The organism is Arthrobacter sp. (genome assembly GCF_031179385.1).
Taxonomy (GTDB): domain Bacteria; phylum Actinomycetota; class Actinomycetes; order Actinomycetales; family Micrococcaceae; genus Arthrobacter_D.
Genome location: NZ_JAPSHV010000060.1, coordinates 1 through 17,076, shown reverse-complemented (window position 1 = coordinate 17,076; position 17,076 = coordinate 1). Strand labels below are relative to the sequence as shown.

Annotated in this window: 16 protein-coding genes; 7 read left to right on the top strand and 9 right to left on the bottom strand. The window is 62.7% G+C overall.

Translation table 11 applies throughout. The features are described from left to right. Positions 1-140: LytTR family transcriptional regulator DNA-binding domain-containing protein (locus tag RIF85_RS15940; RefSeq protein WP_375164426.1), on the top strand; the 140-nt coding region annotated here is incomplete at its 5' end. 892 nt (positions 141-1,032) lie between these two features. Here the strand turns inward: RIF85_RS15940 and RIF85_RS09780 are convergent. The 9 genes from RIF85_RS09780 to RIF85_RS09740 form a co-directional block, all read right to left on the bottom strand. Continuing rightward, complete coding sequence (locus RIF85_RS09780; RefSeq protein WP_309071723.1) at positions 1,033-2,127, bottom strand: hypothetical protein; 1,095 nt, start codon at positions 2,125-2,127, stop codon at positions 1,033-1,035. An 82-nt stretch (positions 2,128-2,209) separates the two neighbouring features. Then, a complete protein-coding gene (pqqE, locus tag RIF85_RS09775) occupies positions 2,210-3,385 on the bottom strand; it encodes a pyrroloquinoline quinone biosynthesis protein PqqE (RefSeq protein ID WP_309071722.1) in 1,176 nt (391 codons plus the stop codon). Next, positions 3,378-3,656, bottom strand: coding sequence for a pyrroloquinoline quinone biosynthesis peptide chaperone PqqD (gene pqqD / locus RIF85_RS09770; protein WP_309071721.1), 279 nt, complete (start codon positions 3,654-3,656; stop codon positions 3,378-3,380). The genes pqqE and pqqD overlap by 8 nt, the downstream gene beginning before the upstream one ends. Then, on the bottom strand, positions 3,643-4,335 hold the full coding sequence (gene pqqC / locus RIF85_RS09765; RefSeq protein ID WP_309071720.1) for a pyrroloquinoline-quinone synthase PqqC: 693 nt from the start codon (positions 4,333-4,335) through the stop codon (positions 3,643-3,645). Before pqqC ends, pqqD begins: the two co-directional genes overlap by 14 nt. 9 nt (positions 4,336-4,344) lie before the next feature. Continuing rightward, entirely contained in the window at positions 4,345-5,238 is an 894-nt protein-coding gene (gene pqqB / locus RIF85_RS09760) for a pyrroloquinoline quinone biosynthesis protein PqqB (RefSeq protein WP_309071719.1), read from the bottom strand. A gap of 84 nt (positions 5,239-5,322) precedes the next feature. Then, positions 5,323-5,421, bottom strand: a complete 99-nt coding sequence (gene pqqA / locus RIF85_RS09755; protein ID WP_309071718.1) for a pyrroloquinoline quinone precursor peptide PqqA — start codon at positions 5,419-5,421, stop codon at positions 5,323-5,325. Positions 5,422-5,465: 44 nt separating this feature from the next. Beyond that, a complete protein-coding gene (locus tag RIF85_RS09750) occupies positions 5,466-7,151 on the bottom strand; it encodes a PQQ-dependent dehydrogenase, methanol/ethanol family (protein ID WP_309071717.1) in 1,686 nt (561 codons plus the stop codon). A 15-nt stretch (positions 7,152-7,166) separates the two neighbouring features. After that, the gene (locus tag RIF85_RS09745) at positions 7,167-7,643 is read right to left on the bottom strand and encodes an MSMEG_3727 family PQQ-associated protein (RefSeq protein ID WP_309071716.1); all 477 of its coding nucleotides are present in this window, start codon (positions 7,641-7,643) and stop codon (positions 7,167-7,169) included. An 824-nt stretch (positions 7,644-8,467) separates the two neighbouring features. Then, complete coding sequence (locus RIF85_RS09740; RefSeq protein ID WP_309071715.1) at positions 8,468-9,775, bottom strand: LuxR C-terminal-related transcriptional regulator; 1,308 nt, start codon at positions 9,773-9,775, stop codon at positions 8,468-8,470. A 165-nt stretch (positions 9,776-9,940) separates the two neighbouring features. On the opposite strand from RIF85_RS09740, the gene tkt reads away from it, so the two are divergent. From tkt to RIF85_RS09710, 6 genes are all read left to right on the top strand, one after another. Then, the gene (gene tkt, locus RIF85_RS09735; RefSeq protein ID WP_309071714.1) at positions 9,941-12,148 is read left to right on the top strand and encodes a transketolase; all 2,208 of its coding nucleotides are present in this window, start codon (positions 9,941-9,943) and stop codon (positions 12,146-12,148) included. Positions 12,149-12,271: 123 nt separating this feature from the next. Continuing rightward, positions 12,272-13,402, top strand: a complete 1,131-nt coding sequence (gene tal / locus RIF85_RS09730; protein WP_309071713.1) for a transaldolase — start codon at positions 12,272-12,274, stop codon at positions 13,400-13,402. 162 nt (positions 13,403-13,564) lie between these two features. Then, the gene (gene rpe, locus RIF85_RS09725) at positions 13,565-14,263 is read left to right on the top strand and encodes a ribulose-phosphate 3-epimerase (RefSeq protein ID WP_309071712.1); all 699 of its coding nucleotides are present in this window, start codon (positions 13,565-13,567) and stop codon (positions 14,261-14,263) included. 29 nt (positions 14,264-14,292) lie between these two features. Next, on the top strand, positions 14,293-14,766 hold the full coding sequence (locus RIF85_RS09720) for a ribose-5-phosphate isomerase (protein WP_309071711.1): 474 nt from the start codon (positions 14,293-14,295) through the stop codon (positions 14,764-14,766). Positions 14,767-14,869: 103 nt separating this feature from the next. After that, a complete protein-coding gene (gene fbaA / locus RIF85_RS09715; protein ID WP_309071710.1) occupies positions 14,870-15,889 on the top strand; it encodes a class II fructose-bisphosphate aldolase in 1,020 nt (339 codons plus the stop codon). A gap of 15 nt (positions 15,890-15,904) precedes the next feature. Then, the gene (locus tag RIF85_RS09710; protein WP_309071709.1) at positions 15,905-16,894 is read left to right on the top strand and encodes an HAD-IIA family hydrolase; all 990 of its coding nucleotides are present in this window, start codon (positions 15,905-15,907) and stop codon (positions 16,892-16,894) included. The last annotated feature ends 182 nt before the right edge of the window (positions 16,895-17,076 follow it).

Genomic DNA, 17,076 nt, shown 5'->3' with positions numbered 1-17,076 from the left:
TCGTCAACCTCAGCCGGATTCGAGAGATCGAACGTCGAGAAAAGGGCGAACTGGTTCTGGTCATGGACAATCCCGAGCGCACTATGGTTCCGGTGTCCCGGCGGAACACTCGCGCGGTACGTCATGCGCTAAGCATCTGAGGTTCGAGCCTCGCCGCGCGGAGTACCCATGTCTGGAATCCATGAGACTTACATCGACCATGCGAGCAACCAGCCGTGCAGCGTCCGCAGGACATTCATGGATCCCGGTATCGGTGACCGAGCTTCGAAGCACCCCGTTTGATCGCGGCGTAGAAGGTGGACGGGCGATCTGCGCCGAGCTCCCTGGCCTCACGCTCGAGCGCCTTTATCCGTTCCTGTTCCGCCGTTGCCACTTAAATCGGTCTGAACGACCCAGCTGCGCAGGGATTCACGGCCTATATGAAGCCGCCCAGTGATCGCCGGATCGCTGCGGCTTGGGACTCGTAGTCGCCGCGGTGGTCGAGCTTCAGTTTGGCGGTTGCGATACAACTGCTGGAGTCCGGATCCGGACTGGAGGAAGTCGGGCAGGAGCTCCGTCGCCGCAGTGCCATGGCAACAGCCATCTGTGCCAAAGTCGATCACCACCTCCTTTCCGCCTTGCAACGGTCTGGCCAGAAGGGCGGTGTTCCCACATCCGAAGAACCAACGATTGGTGGGTCAGGTGGGCCGTGGGGAGTGCGCTCCCTCTACTCACCGACCACCCGTGCTCAGCAGGGCTCGCGATGGCAGCTACGGACACCCCCAGTGGCGTCGCGACGGTGCTAATCGTCGCGCCGATCCCTTCAGTATTGGTGCACTTCGCATGCGCAGTACATGTTCCGACACGTGTAGCAAGCGGGCTTTCCCTTGCAGCGCACGCAGACAGTGCACTCCACTGGCTCTGTGTGCCGGTGGTCATCCGCCGAGGTGTAGGCCTCCCCACAGCGGTAGCATGGCGGACGCCCGACCGCGGTACCCTGGCCGGCTGAGCCGTCAGCGCGGTCGTTGCGGCTATCCATCGTCATCCTCTCCGTCAGTCCATCTCGATCGGCACTTCTCCGAGGCCGAAGAAGGTCAGCGCCCAGTAGGCGATGTATAGGCCCAGCAGGACGAACCCGTGCCATCTCCTGAGATGCCCCGTGGCGAGGAAGTACGCCCCGAGCCAGGTCAGCAGGATCAGCGCAGGCAGGTGCCAGGTGAGCACATGAGAATCCAGGACGAGGCTTCCGAGCAGGAGAATGATGCCCAGCTTGCCGGTGACCGAGAAAACGGCGCTGCCAATGACGTTCGCCACTCCGATCTCCGGCGCACCCCGGCGCGCCGGCTCCACCGTCAGGAAGAGGTCCTCGATGGTCAGGACGGCCGTGGCGATGGTCGCCCCAAAGACCGTTCCCACCAGCCCGAATTCCTCCAGAATGCCCTCGGTTCCCATACCTGTCAGAGAGGCACCGGCGATGACGCCTGCGAGTGCGATGGCGGATAGCAGCAGCCACCTCCAGCCGGATCGCTCCTTCGCGTCGGCTAGCGGGATATTGGCCGCGAACTCCCGCCGTTCGCGCGCCCCGGAGAACCCTCCTCCGCCGCCGTCTCCGACAACTGTGATGGGGCGTTCCAGAACAGAGGTACCCCCTCCGGCCTCCCGGGCCAGGGCGTAGGCCTCGTACATCTCGGCATCCCGGAATACCGGTCGGTCCGCTCGGGACTCCCGAACAATGACATAGGAGATGAAGGCCACGAAGAGCGCCATCAAAATGACGCCGTCAATGACGGTCATCGGTGGTGTCAGGATGAACGGGATCATGACAACGGGTGAGAGCGCGAATATCAACAGGTAGTCGCGCGGAATGTTCACCTTGGACGGCGTGATGATCGCAGCGAGCGCGAGCACGATCCCGATCATCGACAGCCCGGTTCCGAACACGATGCCCACTGCTACCCCATCCATGTCCTCGAGATTGAGGACAGCACCGAGGATGACATCGTCGAACTCGATGCCTGTGAAGATGATGGCGAGCAAGAAGACGGAGACCCTGAGTCCACGGGCTACTCCGACGAGGTAGCCGATGAGCTTTTCGGCGGAGTAGATGAGCAGCGCTGCGCCGACGGCGAAGAGGATGATCGAACTCATGGTTTGACCCCCCAGAGCGCAATCGATGTCCGGAAGTTGTCCATGCCCAGGTCGAATCCGAGTGTTATTAGGGGGATCATCATTAACCTTTCAATATGGTGGGGGACAGCGGGACGGGCGTTCTCGCCGTCCTTCCCTGCGTCGACGTAGTCGTCCGTTTCGTGCGGCCCACCTGCTGGCGGGGAATCAGCGGGCCGTGCTGCGGCCGCATCGGGTCGTTTGCTGCCGCTACCGCCGCCTCGACCAGCCCGTGGTCGGGAGAGAGATGACAGACCGGGTCAGTCCGGGCGGCGTCGCCGGTGAGCGCAAAGGCCTGGCAGCGACACCCGCCGAAGTCGATTTCTTTGCGCTCACAGCTGCGGCACGGGTCCGGCATCCACGCGTCGCCGCGGAACTGCTGAAACAATGGTGCCTTCTCCCAGATCCACTCCAGGGAGTGCTCGCGCACGCTGGCAGGAGGAAGGTCAAGGCCGCGGGCCACCTCATGGGCGGCCGGGCATGGCAGCGCCTCGCCGTTTGGCACCACGGTGAACTGGCGACTGGCCCAGCCATCCATGCAGGGCTTGGGGTACTTGCTGTAGTAGTCGGGGATGACGTAGATGATCTCCATGCGGTTCCCGAGCCGCTCTCGGGCCGCCCGCACCACCGCCTCCGCGCGCTCCAGCTGGTCCCTGGTCGGCAGCAGCTCGGCCTGGTTGAGCCCTGCCCAGCCGGCATACTGTGTGTTTGCCAGCTCTATACGGTCGGCCTCCATCGCCACCGCCATATCGAGCATGCCGCCGATCCGGTCGATGTTCTGCCGGTGCAGCACAACGTTGAGGGTGAGTGGCCAGCCCAGCTGCTTGATGAGCCGTGCAGCCACCTGCTTGCGCTCAAACGAGGTAGTGACGGCGATCTGGTCAGACAGGGCCTGATCATCGGCTTGGATGCTGAGCTGCACGTGGTCGAGGCCTGCGTTGCGGAGTTGCTCGGCACGACGGGTGGATAAGCCAAGCCCGCTGGTGATCAGGTTGGTGTACAGGCCTAGCTGGTTGGCTGACTGCACCAAGTCGACTATGTCGCGGCGCTGCAGAGGCTCGCCGCCCGAGAGGTGCAGCTGAAGCACACCCAGGTCGGCGGCCTCAGCAAATACTCGTTGCCACTCCTCGGTACTCAGCTCGTCACGATAGTCGTCGAGCTGGAGCGGATTGGAGCAGTAGGCGCACTGCAGAGGACAGGAGTACGTGAGCTCAGCGAGGAGCCCGTAAGGCTTATCCATGTTCTATCTCCATGCCATGCTTGGTGACGAGATCGGCCACGAAGCGTTGAACGTCGCCGTCGGCGACCTGGTCGTATCGGCTGCGCAGTTCGGCGCTGATCTCTGCGACAGTCCGCTGGGCGTCGCACAACTCCACGATCGCGGCGCCGGTGGCGTTGATGACCAAAACCAGCTCCGGTGAGAGCAGCGCGTATTCCCCGCGCGCGGCGTTGTAGACCATCCGCACGTGCGGCGCCAGCCGCGGCCGGACGGCCTCGTCAGAGCTTTCCATAGCCCTGGTCAATCGCATCCAGCATGCTCCACAGCACGTCGCACTTGAAGGACAGCGCCGCCACCGCGGCTGCCTGCGTTTCTGGGGTAACGCAGTACTTCCGCACGATCTCAAGACCGTGCTCCGAGTCGCGTGGCGCTTGGGTAATGCGAGCCCGGAAGTAGGAGAGACCCTCTGGGTCGATCCAGGTGTAATAGCGTTCGAATGCCGCGAGTCGTTCTGCCATAAGGTCGGGTGCAAACAACTCGGTCAGCGAGGATGCCACCGCCTCCACCCACGGCCGGGTGCGCGTGAAGTTTACGTATGCGTCAACGGCGAATCGTACACCCGGGCGCAGGTGCCGTAAGTCCTCGACCTCCTCACGAGTCAAGCCAACGGCCTCGCCTAGACGCAGCCACGACTCGATTCCACCGGTTTCTCCGGCGGTGCCGTCGTGGTCAATGATGCGCTGGACCCAGCGACGCCGTACGTCACGGTCTGGGCAGCTACTGAGGATCGCCCCGTCCTTCCGGGGGATGTTCAGCTGGTAGTAGAAGCGATTGGCCACCCACCCCTGGATCTCCAAGCGACTGGAACGTCCATCGTTCATCCGACGATGGAAGGGATGCTCGCTGTGGTACTGCTTGGCGTGCTTGCGGAGCGTCTCCTCGAGTTCATCGGGTGTGAGTACTGCCGTCATCAATGCTCCTTAAATCTCTAGTTCCAGCCCGTCCACGGCGACTTCCATGCCATGCCGGTCGAGGTGCAGTCGTTCCGGCGAGTCGTCGAGCAAGATCGGATTGGTGTTGTTGATATGGATGTAGATCTTGCGATCAATGGGTAGCGGCGACAGCAGGCCGAGGCTACCGCCCGGCCCATCAATCGGTACGTGTCCCATGTCACGCGAGGTTTTGTTAGCCAGGCCGAGGCTCGGCATCTCGTCATCACGCCAGCAGGTGCCATCGACCAGCAAGGCCGAGGAGTCCGACAGCTCCTCCAGGATGTCGGGCGTGAGCTCCTGCACGCACGGGAGGTAGAGCAGGCTCCGACGGCTGGTGGTGTCGGTGACGCGGTAACCCACGACCCGACCGTTCGCCGCAGCCCCGGTGAAGCGCATCCGCTTCTTGGTGGGGACGTCGAACGCGCGATACGACAGCCCCTCGCCTAGCACCACCTCGGTGCCGGGGACCACCGGTCGCCAGGTGACCGGACAGTACGCTTCGAGCGTCCGCAGTATCCCGGTTCCGGTGGTGAGGGTCTCGTGCACCGACTCCGTCGCGTGCACCTCAAGTCCGCGACCCTCCCGCATCAGCAGCAGGCCGAGCGTGTGGTCAAGCTCGGCGTCGGTGAGCAGCACGGCCTGCAGCCGAGCCACACTGCCGTCGTCGGGATGCAGGGCGGGAAAGGACTCTATTTGTGACTGGATGTCCGGTGAGGCGTTGATCAGGAACCACTTCTGCCGGTCAGCGCTGACCGCGATGGACGACTGGGAGCGTGGAACGCAGGGCCGCTCGCCGCTTCGTACCGCGCGGCATTGGGGGCACGCGCAGTTCCACTGCGGGAATCCTCCGCCGGCTGCCGATCCCAGTACGCGCATCCACATCAGCGATCACACCCTTTCCCTTTTCGTTGTGTTGCCGGTGGGGTGCCGGGCCGAGTTGGCCCGACACCCCACCGGATTGGCGTACTAGTCCCGGGTGGCCACGTAGGCGGTTACCTCGGCGGACACGCGGATTTCCGCGAGCGTGGGCGTTTCCCACTTCTGCAGATTGTTATCAACGCTCATGATCCTTTTTCCTTTCTGTCTCTGGATGGGTGCTTGGCTTGGAATCAGTCGGGCAGGGCGAAGGCGATCACGGCGCTGCCGTGGCCGGCGCCGAGCATTCCGGGGACGATGCCTTCGAGCCATCCGCCCCAACCGACCGGGACGACGACGTACTGCTTGCCGTCGACGCTGTAGGTCGAGCAGCTGCTGTGGTGTCCGCTGCCGCACTGGAACTCCCACAACTTCTCGCCGGTCCGGGCGTCCAGGGCGACGAACTCACCCGTCGGGGTGCCTGCGAACACCAGGTCGCCTGCTGTAGCAAGCACGGACGCGGCCATGGGGTAGTCGATGCGCCAGCGCCACTTCTCTTCACCGTAGGTGTCGAACGCGCTGACCGATCCGGCCATGTCGTCGATGTCTACCTGGACAGCAGCGCCCCAATACGGGATGCCTTCCTTGAACTCGCGACGCCGCCGGGTCGCGGTAGCACCCACGTCGGCCACCGGCACGTAGAACAGCTCGGTCTTTTGGCTGTACGCCGCGTGCGTCCATTCCTTCGCACCGGCCGGGCCGGGGTAGAAGTGGACCGGTTCGCCCTCTTTGTCCGGGTACTTCCGTGGAGTCACCTTCCCGTCCCGGGTGATGACACCCCAGTCGATCCGGTCCACGAAGGGAGTGACGTGCTGCAGCTCACCGTTGGTGCGGTCCAGCACGAAGAAGTAGCCGTTCTTATCGAAGTGGCCCAGCAACTTCTTGCCGTCGCGCTCGAACAGGGTCATCTCCATCGTGGAGTCGTAGTCCCACAGGTCGTGCGGAGTGAACTGGTAGTGCCACTGGATCTCGCCTGTGTCGACGTTCAGCGCGACGACGCTGTCGGTGTAGAGGTTGTCTCCCTCGCGGACCGCCCCGTCGAAGTCGGGTGCCGGGTTGCCGGTGCCCGCGTAGTACAGGTTCAGCTCCGGGTCATAAGTGCCGCTAACCCAGTGGTTCGCACCACCGCGCGCCCAGGCCTCACCGTCGGCGGGCCAGGTCTCCGAGCCCGGTTCGCCGGGCTTGGGCACGGTGTAAGTGCGCCAGCGCTGCTCGCCGGTCTCCAGGTCCCAGCAGTCGATGTGGCCGCGCACACCGAACTCGCCGCCGGCGCTGCCGGTGATGAGCGTGTCCTTGATGACCGTCGGGGCGATCGAGGCACTCTCACCCGCACGCACGTCGCCGATGGTCCTCTGCCACACCTTCTCGCCGTTGGTTGCGTCCAACGCCAGCAGCTGGGCGTTCGGGGTCACGAAGTAGACTTTCCCGTTGGCCACCGCGCAGCCACGGTTGACGTTGCTGCAACAGAGCGAAACATCAAAGGGCACCGCATGCTTGTAGCGCCAGAGCTCCTTGCCCGTCACCGCGTCCAGAGCCCAGAACCAGCCGTCCCAGCCGGTGACGTACATGACGCCATCGACGACCAGGGGGCAGGCTTCGAACGCGTACGTCGACGCAGCTGCCATCTGTCCGGACTGCCCGGCCTGGAAGATCCAGGCAGGGGTCAGCTTGCTCACGTTCTCGGTGTTGATCTGGTCCAGCAGGCTGTACCGCTGCCCGTCATAGGCACCGTAGTACGTGAGCCAGTTCTGCGACTCCGAACGCGCCTTCAGGAGACGTTCGTAATCGACGTTGTCCGTTACCGCGGGCGCGATACCGGGCACGGCGCTCAATGCGCTGTGGTTGATCGCCTCGCCGGCGTCCACATATTCAAGTGTCATCGGTTCAATCCCTTTCTATGGGCGGGGCTGGTCGGGGCGATCCAGCTTGGCTTCCGGGGGCACCTCGCCCTGGACAACGATGGCGGCGGTCAGGCCGCGGCCCTCGTCGTTGCCTCCCGGCGAGCTGTACCAGTAGTAGCCCGGGCCATCCAGGGTGATCTTCGCCCGGCCCTTGGAATGGTTCATCAGCCAGAGGAACTTCTGGTCGCCATTGCTGGGCAGCAGGCAGGCATGCGTGTTCTTGTCATCATTAATGACCGTCAGTTCAAGCTCACCGCCGTGGGGCAGGACCAGGATATCCGGCTCCCAGCAGACCTCGTCTTCCTTGATCCGGATCGTCGCCTCCATCGTGCCGTCGGCACGTTCGGTCGCCTCAGCAATGGAACCGGTCGCCAGCACCCGGCCCATCGACGCCTTGTTCTGTCCGTCCAAACCAAGCCTGGCCAGCAGTTCCGCCCGTTCTTCACTAATCAGTTCTTCAGCAATCGTCACTGGACATCACCTCCTCGTGAATTCACATCAATGTGTTATCCGGACTCCCTGCACAACAGACATATCCAGAAGTCCGCTGACTCATCCGAGCCAGTTGAGAGACAACCGTAGGCCCACCCGAACCCCGACGACAGAGACAACCGCCCGCCCGCCCCACCACACCGCTCACCCGCCCCAACGCGCCGCTCATCACGAGATCCAGATCACACCCCGGCACCGCCACCACAACAACAAACCACAAACACCACCCGCCCAACCCCAAACCAAACCCACCACAGCGGCGCAAATAACCACGGATACGGTGAGCATGTCTTGCTGGCGTAGGCACGGTCCACAGCGTGGATAATCCGCCGGTATGACCGCACGTGATTCTCGTTTTGTTGATTAGACGCTGAACGCCAGTTCGGAGTCGGGTTCCTCCATCTCCGCCCAACAGCACCCGGTCGCTTGGAGATCTCCCGGTTGAGCCGCTCCTGCACAAGCCCTTAGGGAATGGTGTGAATGCGAGGATATCTTCGGGTCACGGACAACAGGTTCGCGGCGTAATGGGTCCTGCCGCTGCCAGGTTGCGCCGGGCAGGGTCGCTCCAAGTGCTGCCGCCCGGCCGGCGTTCATCAACGCGTTGATGAACGTAGGTCAGCATGGAACGCGTCAGATATCGGGCGAGGCCTGCTCGAGCTGTTCTGACAAATAGCGTCGAGGGTCAATAGAGCCGGGTGGGCTTGCCGAGTGAACCCTCCAAAGGAAAAGATCTTGGTCGATCTTTCCAGGAATCACGCGGTCGCCGCCTTACGCCCAGTAGCAACATGCCTGGGCAGGCCAATTCATCGGAGTCCGTTGCTGTGGGCTAGGGCGATGACTTCACTACGTGAGCCGACGTCGAGTTTCTTGAATAGGTTCCGTATGTGGAACTTGACCGTGTTTTCGCTAATGCCCAGTATTGAGGCGATGGTGCGGTTGCGGTGTCCGGCCACTAGGTGTTCAAGGACTTCGAGTTCCCGGGCAGCTAGGTTCCAGCCCGCAATATCGCCGGATGTGCGTGTGGGTAGGTCCAGGGGAAGTGATACGAAGATGTCCGCACCCCAACCGGACATGACATCCATTCGTAGCTGTCCGGTAAGCGCTTTGACCCGCCGTTCCAGGCCGCTGATGCTCGGGGTATCGGCGGTCAATGCACCGCCGCCGTTGTCGCGTATGTTGATCAGGAGGTTCTGGCCGTCGCAATCCCACTGGGTGCGGATTCTGCTGATGTCGGTTTGTTCCATCATGGCCAGTACGAGTCCGCGGACGATGGCCCGTGCTGCATGGGCAACCTCGCCGGGCAGGGCCCTTCCGTTCAGGGGTGGTTCGATGAACTGGACTTCAACGCCACTGAAGCTTGTTAGTGGCCGTAGGTCCTCCCGGAGACGTTCGAACGCTTTGGCGACGGGCTCTTCGACTAAGTCTGTCGTGCGGTCGCTAAGGGTGCGGAGTTTGATTAGGGCCTTGGCGGTGAGGTCAGTGACGGTTGAGCGGGCTGTTGCATCGTCCAGGGATGATGAGCGCAGGGCTGCAAGGAGAGTCTCTAAGGTCGTGGAGTGTAGATCGGTCAGTTCCGCCGTCACGCGGATGCGTTCAGCTGAGGCTGCCCGCGACTCCAGCAGATACGACGGCGGGGCGTCGACCACTTTCTCCTGGATCCGTCGGGCAGCGATGCGCCATAGATACGTCACCATGTCCAGTCCGGTGTTGTGTCCTGGATCTGCCGGGTGAGGGTCGGTCAGGACGAGAAGGGCATTGCTGGAGGCGTGTTTCAGCGCGAGCACGGGTCGGGCCCGGCCGGCGAGTTCCGCTTCCCCAAGAAAGGGCTCCTCATCCGAAAGGGTTGAGCGAAGGGTGTCAAGCTCGGCGATGGAGACCCGGGAGATGATTTCTTCCTCCCCCGCCTTTTTCTGCGGCCGCCCCGTGCAATCCTCGGTGAAGATGACTAGAGCGCTGCTCCTGATGAAGGGGAGTGTGGCATCACGTAGTCGCTCCGCTATTTCAGTCAGTGGAGCATCGGCCAACGCTGCGACGGCTTGCAGCAGGGGCCACGGCAAGTCTGGAGGGGACTCAGCCGATTCCTTCCGGGGCTGGTTCGTAGCAAGACTCATTCAGCCAGACTAGCGGGAGCGGAAACCCTAACCAACCCTTAAGTGTAGTTAGAACCGTCAGAAAACAGTGTTACCCCTACCCATTGGTTTCAGGATCATGGATATCAGCCACAAAGCATCCACGCGGCCGCTAAGGCCGGATGACCGAATCGAAGGAGATAAATCGTGAATCCGACAGTAACTGCGACGCTTACCGAGGAATCGACAACGTTAAGCTGGACCGAGCTCGACCAGAAGGCCGTCGACACCGCCCGTGTCCTCGCGGCCGATGCCGTGGAGAAGGTGGGCAACGGTCACCCGGGTACGGCGATGAGCCTGGCCCCGGCGGCGTACCTTCTGTTCCAGAAGCTGATCCGGCACGATCCGTCGGACCCTGAGTGGACGGGCCGTGACCGGTTCATCCTCTCCCCGGGCCACACCTCGCTGACCCTCTACATCCAGCTCTTCCTGTCCGGCTACGGACTCGAGCTCGATGACCTAAAGGCGCTTCGCACCTGGGGCTCCCTAACCCCGGGCCACCCGGAGTACCGGCACACTCCTGGCGTCGAGATCACCACTGGCCCGCTGGGCCAGGGCCTCGCGACATCGGTCGGGTTCGCCTACAGCCAGCGCCGCCAGCGCGGGATGTTCGACGCCGACGCTCCCGCGGGCACCAGCCCCTTCGACCACACCATCTGGGTCATCGCCTCCGACGGCGATCTCCAGGAGGGCGTGACCTCCGAAGCGTCGTCTCTCGCGGGCCATCAGGAGCTCGGCAACCTCGTAGTGCTCTACGACGAGAACCATATTTCCATTGAGGATGACACCGACGTCGCCTTCACGGAGGATGTCCTCAAGCGTTACGAGTCCTACGGCTGGCATACCCAGCGTGTCGACTGGACCAAGACGGGTGAGTACGCCGAAGACGTACAGGAGCTCTACTCTGCACTCCTGGCGGCGAAGGCCGAGACTTCCAAGCCGTCCATCATTTCGCTGCGCACCATCATCGGCTACCCCGCCCCGAAGAAGCAGAACACCGGCAAAATCCACGGATCCGCTCTTGGCGGAGACGAGGTCGCGGCCCTGAAGGAAGTTCTGGGCTTCGACCCCGAGAAGCACTTCGACGTCGACCCGGAGGTTCTTGAGCACGCACGCGGTGTCGTGCAGCGGGGCGCCGAGGCCCACGCCGCCTGGCAGGAGGACTTTGACGCATGGAAGTCCTCGCACGCCGAAGAGGCGGCGTTGCTGGAGCGCATTGAGGCACGTACGCTGCCAGAAGGCTGGGCTGCTGGCCTCCCCAGCTTCGAGCCGGGCAAGGACGTTTCCACCCGTGCCGCGTCCGGCAAGGTTTTGAACGCGCTCGGCCCCGTCCTTCCCGAGCTTTGGGGCGGCAGCGCGGACCTCGCCGAATCGAACAACACCACGATCGAGGGCTCGCCGTCGTTCATCCCCGTTTCCCGGTCCACTGAAGCGTGGAAGGGTAACCCGTACGGGCGCGTTCTCCATTTCGGTATCCGCGAGCACGCTGCTGCGTCGATCGTCAACGGCATTGTGATGCACAGCAGCATGCGCGCCTTTTCGGGTACGTTCCTAATCTTCAGCGATTACCAGCGGCCTGCAGTGCGCCTGGGTGCCCTCATGGGTGTTCCGGCTATCTACGTCTGGTCGCACGACTCGATCGGCTTGGGCGAGGACGGACCTACCCACCAGCCTGTCGAGCAGCTCGCCTCTTTGCGCAGCATCCCGGGCCTCGACGTCGTCCGGCCCGCTGACGCCAATGAAGTGGCGGTTGCGTGGCGCACCATCCTCAAAAACACCGACAACCCCGCCGGCATCGTGTTGACGCGTCAGAACGTTCCGGTCTTCGAGAGAGGCGACGGTGTTGCCAATGGCGATACGTTCGCTTCGGCCGAAGGCGTTGCGAAGGGTGGCTATGTGCTTGCGGAAGCGAAGAACGGTACCCCCGACGTCATCCTGATCGCCACGGGGTCCGAGGTGCAGCTGGCTGTGGAGGCACGCGAGAACCTCGAAGCGGAGGGGATTTCGGCCCGCGTGGTGTCCATGCCATGCCTCGAGTGGTTCAACGCCCAGGACGAGTCGTACCGTGACAGCGTGCTCCCGCGCTCCGTCCGCGCTCGGGTCTCGGTTGAGGCTGGCGTCGCGCAGAGCTGGACCGGGATAGTAGGCGACGCAGGCCGCAGCATCTCGCTCGAGCACTTCGGCGCCTCCGCCGACTACAAGACGCTGTACCGCAAGTTCGGCATCACTGCCGACGCGGTCGTCGCGGCCGCCAAGGACTCCCTGGAGTCCGCGGCGTCCGATCCGCTGGCCCCCAACGGCACGGCAGCCATGCCGTCCGGTACCCGCGCGACGGAGACCGGCGACCAGCTGTAGGGCTGTAGGCAGGAACGGGCCCTTTGAACCGTTCCCAAGATCTGGTTCTGAAGGGACCTGGTATTAGACCGGTCCCTTCAGAACCGTCCAAGAGTTCCGCGGAAGCGGAGAAGGAGCACACTAATGACCACATCACCCACGGCAGACCTCTCGGCTGCCGGAGTTTCCATTTGGCTGGATGACCTCTCGCGTGAGCGAATCAATTCGGGCGCCTTCAAGCACCTGATCGAGGATCTCAACGTTGTGGGCGTCACGACCAACCCGAGCATCTTCGCTGCTGCGCTGAAGAACGGCGAGTCCTACGCCGCCCAGCTTGGAGCACTTGCGGAAGCCGGCGCAAATGTCGACCAGGCCGTCTTCGACATCACTACGCACGATGTCGCGCAGGCCTGTGACATCTTCGCCGAGGAGGCCAAGCGCACCAACGGTGCCGACGGCCGCGTCTCGATCGAGGTGGACCCGCGCCTGGCATGGGACACCGAGGGAACCATCGCTGAAGCCAAGCGCCTGCACGCCAAAGTGCAGCGGACCAACGTTCTCATCAAGATCCCGGCGACCCTCGAGGGACTCGAAGCCATCTCCTCAACACTGGCCTCCGGCATCAGCGTCAACGTCACTCTGATCTTCTCCCTGGAGCGCTACCGCGCCGTCATCGACGCCTACATGACGGGACTCGAACAAGCGAAGGAAAACGGACACGACCTCTCCAAGCTGCACTCCGTAGCCTCCTTCTTCGTATCCCGTGTGGACACCGAGATCGATGCCCGGCTCGACGCGATCGGAACGGACGAGGCAAAAGCGCTCAAGGGCAAGGCCGGTGTCGCTAACGCGCGCCTGGCCTACAAGATCTATGAGGAGCAGTTCTCCTCGGAGCGCTGGCAGGCACTGGCGGCCGCGGGCGCCAACGCGCAGCGTCCCCTCTGGGCATCGACAGGCGTCAAGGACCCCAACCTTCCGGACACACTGTACGTCGCGGGCCTCGTCGCTCCGAACGTCGTCAACACGATGCCGGAGAAGACCCTCGAAGCTATGGCCGACCACGGCGTCGTCACCGGTGACACCATCACCGGCACCTACGACGAGTCCAATCAGGTTCTTAATGAGCTGCGGGCGATCGGGGTCTCCTACGAGGATGTTGTCCAGAAACTCGAGACCGAAGGCCTCGATAAGTTTGTCGTCAGCTGGAAGGAACTCCTGGCCGATGTCGAAGGCGCCCTCGCCAGCGCGCGCACCGAAGGAATCCTGGTCAGCTAAGGATTCCCAGTTACGACGTCCCCCGGTGCTACATACGGCCGCGATTTAGGTGGGGGTCACCTGCTTGCCCTGTGTGGCAGCGGGTGACTCCTCGCTTAACTTCCGCGCACGCGTCCTCGGCACCGATTCGCAAGCACTGACCGATACCGAAAGGCAGATACCATGTCCAATTCACCTTTGAAGTGTTGCATCAACCCCAGCATCCTCTCGGCCGACTTCGTCAACCTCGAGTCAGAGCTGGCCCTCATCAGCAACGCCGATGCCGTGCACGTGGATGTCATGGACAACGATTTCGTGCCGAATCTGACCATCGGATTGCCCGTTGTGGAACGGCTGCAGAAGGTCAGCCCGGTACCGTTGGACGCCCACTTAATGATTTCCAATGTGGACCGGTGGGCCCCGCAGTTCGCAGATGCCGGCCTGAGCTCGGTGACATTCCACGTCGAAGCGTCCGATGCCCCCATCAAGCTTGCCCGCGAGCTTCGCGCGCGTGGGTCCAAGGCAGGTATGGCATTGCGTCCGGCCACGCCAGTAGAACCGTATCTGGATATGCTTCCGGAACTGGACATGCTGTTGCTCATGACAGTGGAGCCAGGATTTGGTGGACAGGCATTCCTGGACGTCGTGCTGCCCAAGATCCGCCGTGCCCGCGCTGCGGTAGAGGGTTCCGGGGTGAACGTAGCCATCCAAGTTGACGGCGGCATCACAGAGGAAACGATCACCCGGGCCGCGGAAGCCGGCGCCAACGTCTTCGTGGCTGGATCGGCGGTGTACGGCAAGCCGTCACCTGCGGACGCCATCGAGTCACTACGCGCGAACGGTCAACTCGCGCTCAACTCAACAACTCTGAACACGGATTGAACCACCTAACCACGTCTGGAGGACCACTTATGCGCGTTCACATCGCAACCGATCATGCCGGCATGGAGCTTAGCTCCCACCTCATCACCGCACTGTCCTCATATGGCTACGAGATGGTGGACCACGGGCCTGCGGTTTACGACGCCGAGGATGACTATCCGGTGTTCTGCATCAATGCCGCAACCGCGGTCGTGGCCGATCGGGCTGCGGGTGTGGATGCCCTCGGGATAGTCCTGGGTGGGTCAGGCAACGGCGAGCAAATTGCCGCGAATAAGGTCAAAGGCGTACGCGCAGCCCTGGCATGGAACCTCGACACCGCTAAATTGGCCCGCGAACACAATGACGCCAACGTGGTGGCAGTGGGCGGGCGTCAGCACACCTTGGAGGAGGCCACCGAACTGATCAAGGCATTTCTCGAGGAACCATTCAGTAATGCTGAGCGCCATGTGCGTCGCATTGGCAAGATCGCCACTTATGAAACCGTCGGAGAGATTGCCGACTGAATTAGCGCTTGACCAGGCATCGGTGCCGCTCCGGCAAAGGTGGGAGTGGTTCTTGCCGGGCAGCAGGAAAGAGCCCATCAACAGACTGAATATAGGAGTTGCCATGCCCATTGCTACACCGGACATTTACGCCGAAATGATTGACCGCGCGAAGGCGGGCGGTTTCGCTTATCCGGCGGTGAACGTGACGTCGTCACAGACTCTTAACGCCGCGATGCGTGGTTTCGCTGAGGCGGGTTCTGATGGCATCGTGCAGGTTTCCACGGGTGGGGCTGCGTACTGGTCGGGTTCGAGCGTGAAGGACATGGTTGCCGGTTCGCTTGGTTTCGCGGCTTTCGCGAAGGAGGTGGCCAAGAAGTACGACGTGAACATCGCGCTGCATACCGATCACTGTCCGAAGGACAAGCTCGATGATTTTGTGCTGCCTCTGCTCGCGGCGTCGGAGGACGCCGTGAAGAACGGTCGTGACCCGGTTTTCAACTCTCATATGTGGGATGGTTCGGCCGAGCCCCTTGAGGAGAACCTGCGGATCGCGCAGGAGATTCTGCCCCGGGCTGCTGCTGCGAAGATCATCCTGGAGGTGGAGATCGGCACCGTGGGCGGTGAGGAGGACGGGGTTGAGAACGCGATCAATGACAAGCTTTACAGCACGGTTGAGGACGCCCTGGCGACCATTGACACCCTGGGCACCGGCGAGATTGGGCGTTACTTGACGGCGCTGACTTTCGGCAACGTGCACGGTGTCTATAAGCCTGGTGGTGTGAAGTTGCGTCCTGGGATCCTCAAGGACATTCAGGACCGGGTGGGTCAGAAGATCAGTAAAGATAAGCCGTTTGACCTGGTGTTCCACGGAGGGTCCGGTTCCTCCGAACAGGAGATCGCCGACGCGGTGTCCTACGGGGTTATCAAGATGAACATCGATACGGACACCCAGTACGCGTTCGCGCGTCCGATCGTTGATCACATGTTCAAAAACTACGACGGCGTCCTGAAGGTCGATGGCGAGGTCGGTGACAAGAAGACGTTCGATCCCCGCGTTTGGGGAGCATCGGCCGAAGCAGGGCTCGCAGCCCGCCTCGTCGAAGCAGCTGTCTCCCTCGGATCAGCCGGAAAGAAGCTCTAGCAGATGAGACGAGCCATGACTAGGCGGCTAATTGATGGCTTTGACGGAGTGCTCGCGGACCTAGACGGCGTGGTGTATACGGGATCGCGGGCGATCGACGGCGCCACCGACGCACTCGATAAGCTCGCAGGAGAGGGCAAGAGCCTGGCGTACGTGACGAATAATGCGTCACGCTCATCAGAGCAGGTTGCCACCCATCTTCGGGAGTTGGGGGCACCTGCCACTGCTGAGCAGGTCTTCGGATCTGCGCTGGCCGGTGCAGAGCTGCTGGCCGGCGAGGTTGCCGCAGGCGCGACGGTGCTCGTCGTCGGCAGTCAGATCCTTGAGGACGCTGTCAGGGCGCAGGGACTCGTCGTCGTGCCTACAGCGGGTGATCGGCCAGACGCTGTCATTCAGGGGTTCTCCCCCGACCTCGGCTGGAAGAACTTGGCAGAAGCCGCCTACGCGATCACAGCGGGCGCCACTTGGGTTGCAACGAACATGGATATGACCCTTCCACAGGAGCGGGGGTTCGCTCCCGGCAACGGGTCACTGGTGGCTGCGGTTGCCGCGGCCACCGGCAAGTCGCCCTTGGTAGCAGGAAAACCAGGAGCCGCCCTTTTCGAGACGGCGGCGCGCCACTCCCGAGTCGAACGCGCCCTCGTCATTGGGGACCGGTTGGACACCGACATCCTGGGTGGAAACCGCGCAGGCATGGCCACAGCCCTCGTCCTCACGGGCGTGGATTCCGTCCAGACGGCCCTGGCTGCGCGCTTGGACGAGCGTCCGGACTACATGATCCGTGCCTTGGGCGAACTCTATGAGGACTACCCGGCCATCACGGCCGACGACGGAGCCTACTGCTGTGGCGCCGCAGTGGCCCGGGTGTCGGGATCGACGGTGACCATCAGCGGCCATGAGGACGACCTCGACAGCTGGCGCGCTGCCTGCGCGGCCTGGTGGGCAGCTCACCCGGACATGACACCGGATGGTGCGGCAGAGATCATGTTCGCGACAGCTGGATAGGGACCGGCAGGCCATCCTGTCATCAGGAAGGATCGCGGGCGGGGACGGTTACCCATCCTTAAGTGTAGTTAGAACCGTCAAAAAATAGTGTTACCCCCATCCGTTGGTTCCGAGACGATGGTTGTCAACCAGAAAAGAATCCGTCGGGCTGTTACAGGCCGATGGCTGAACGGAAGGGGATA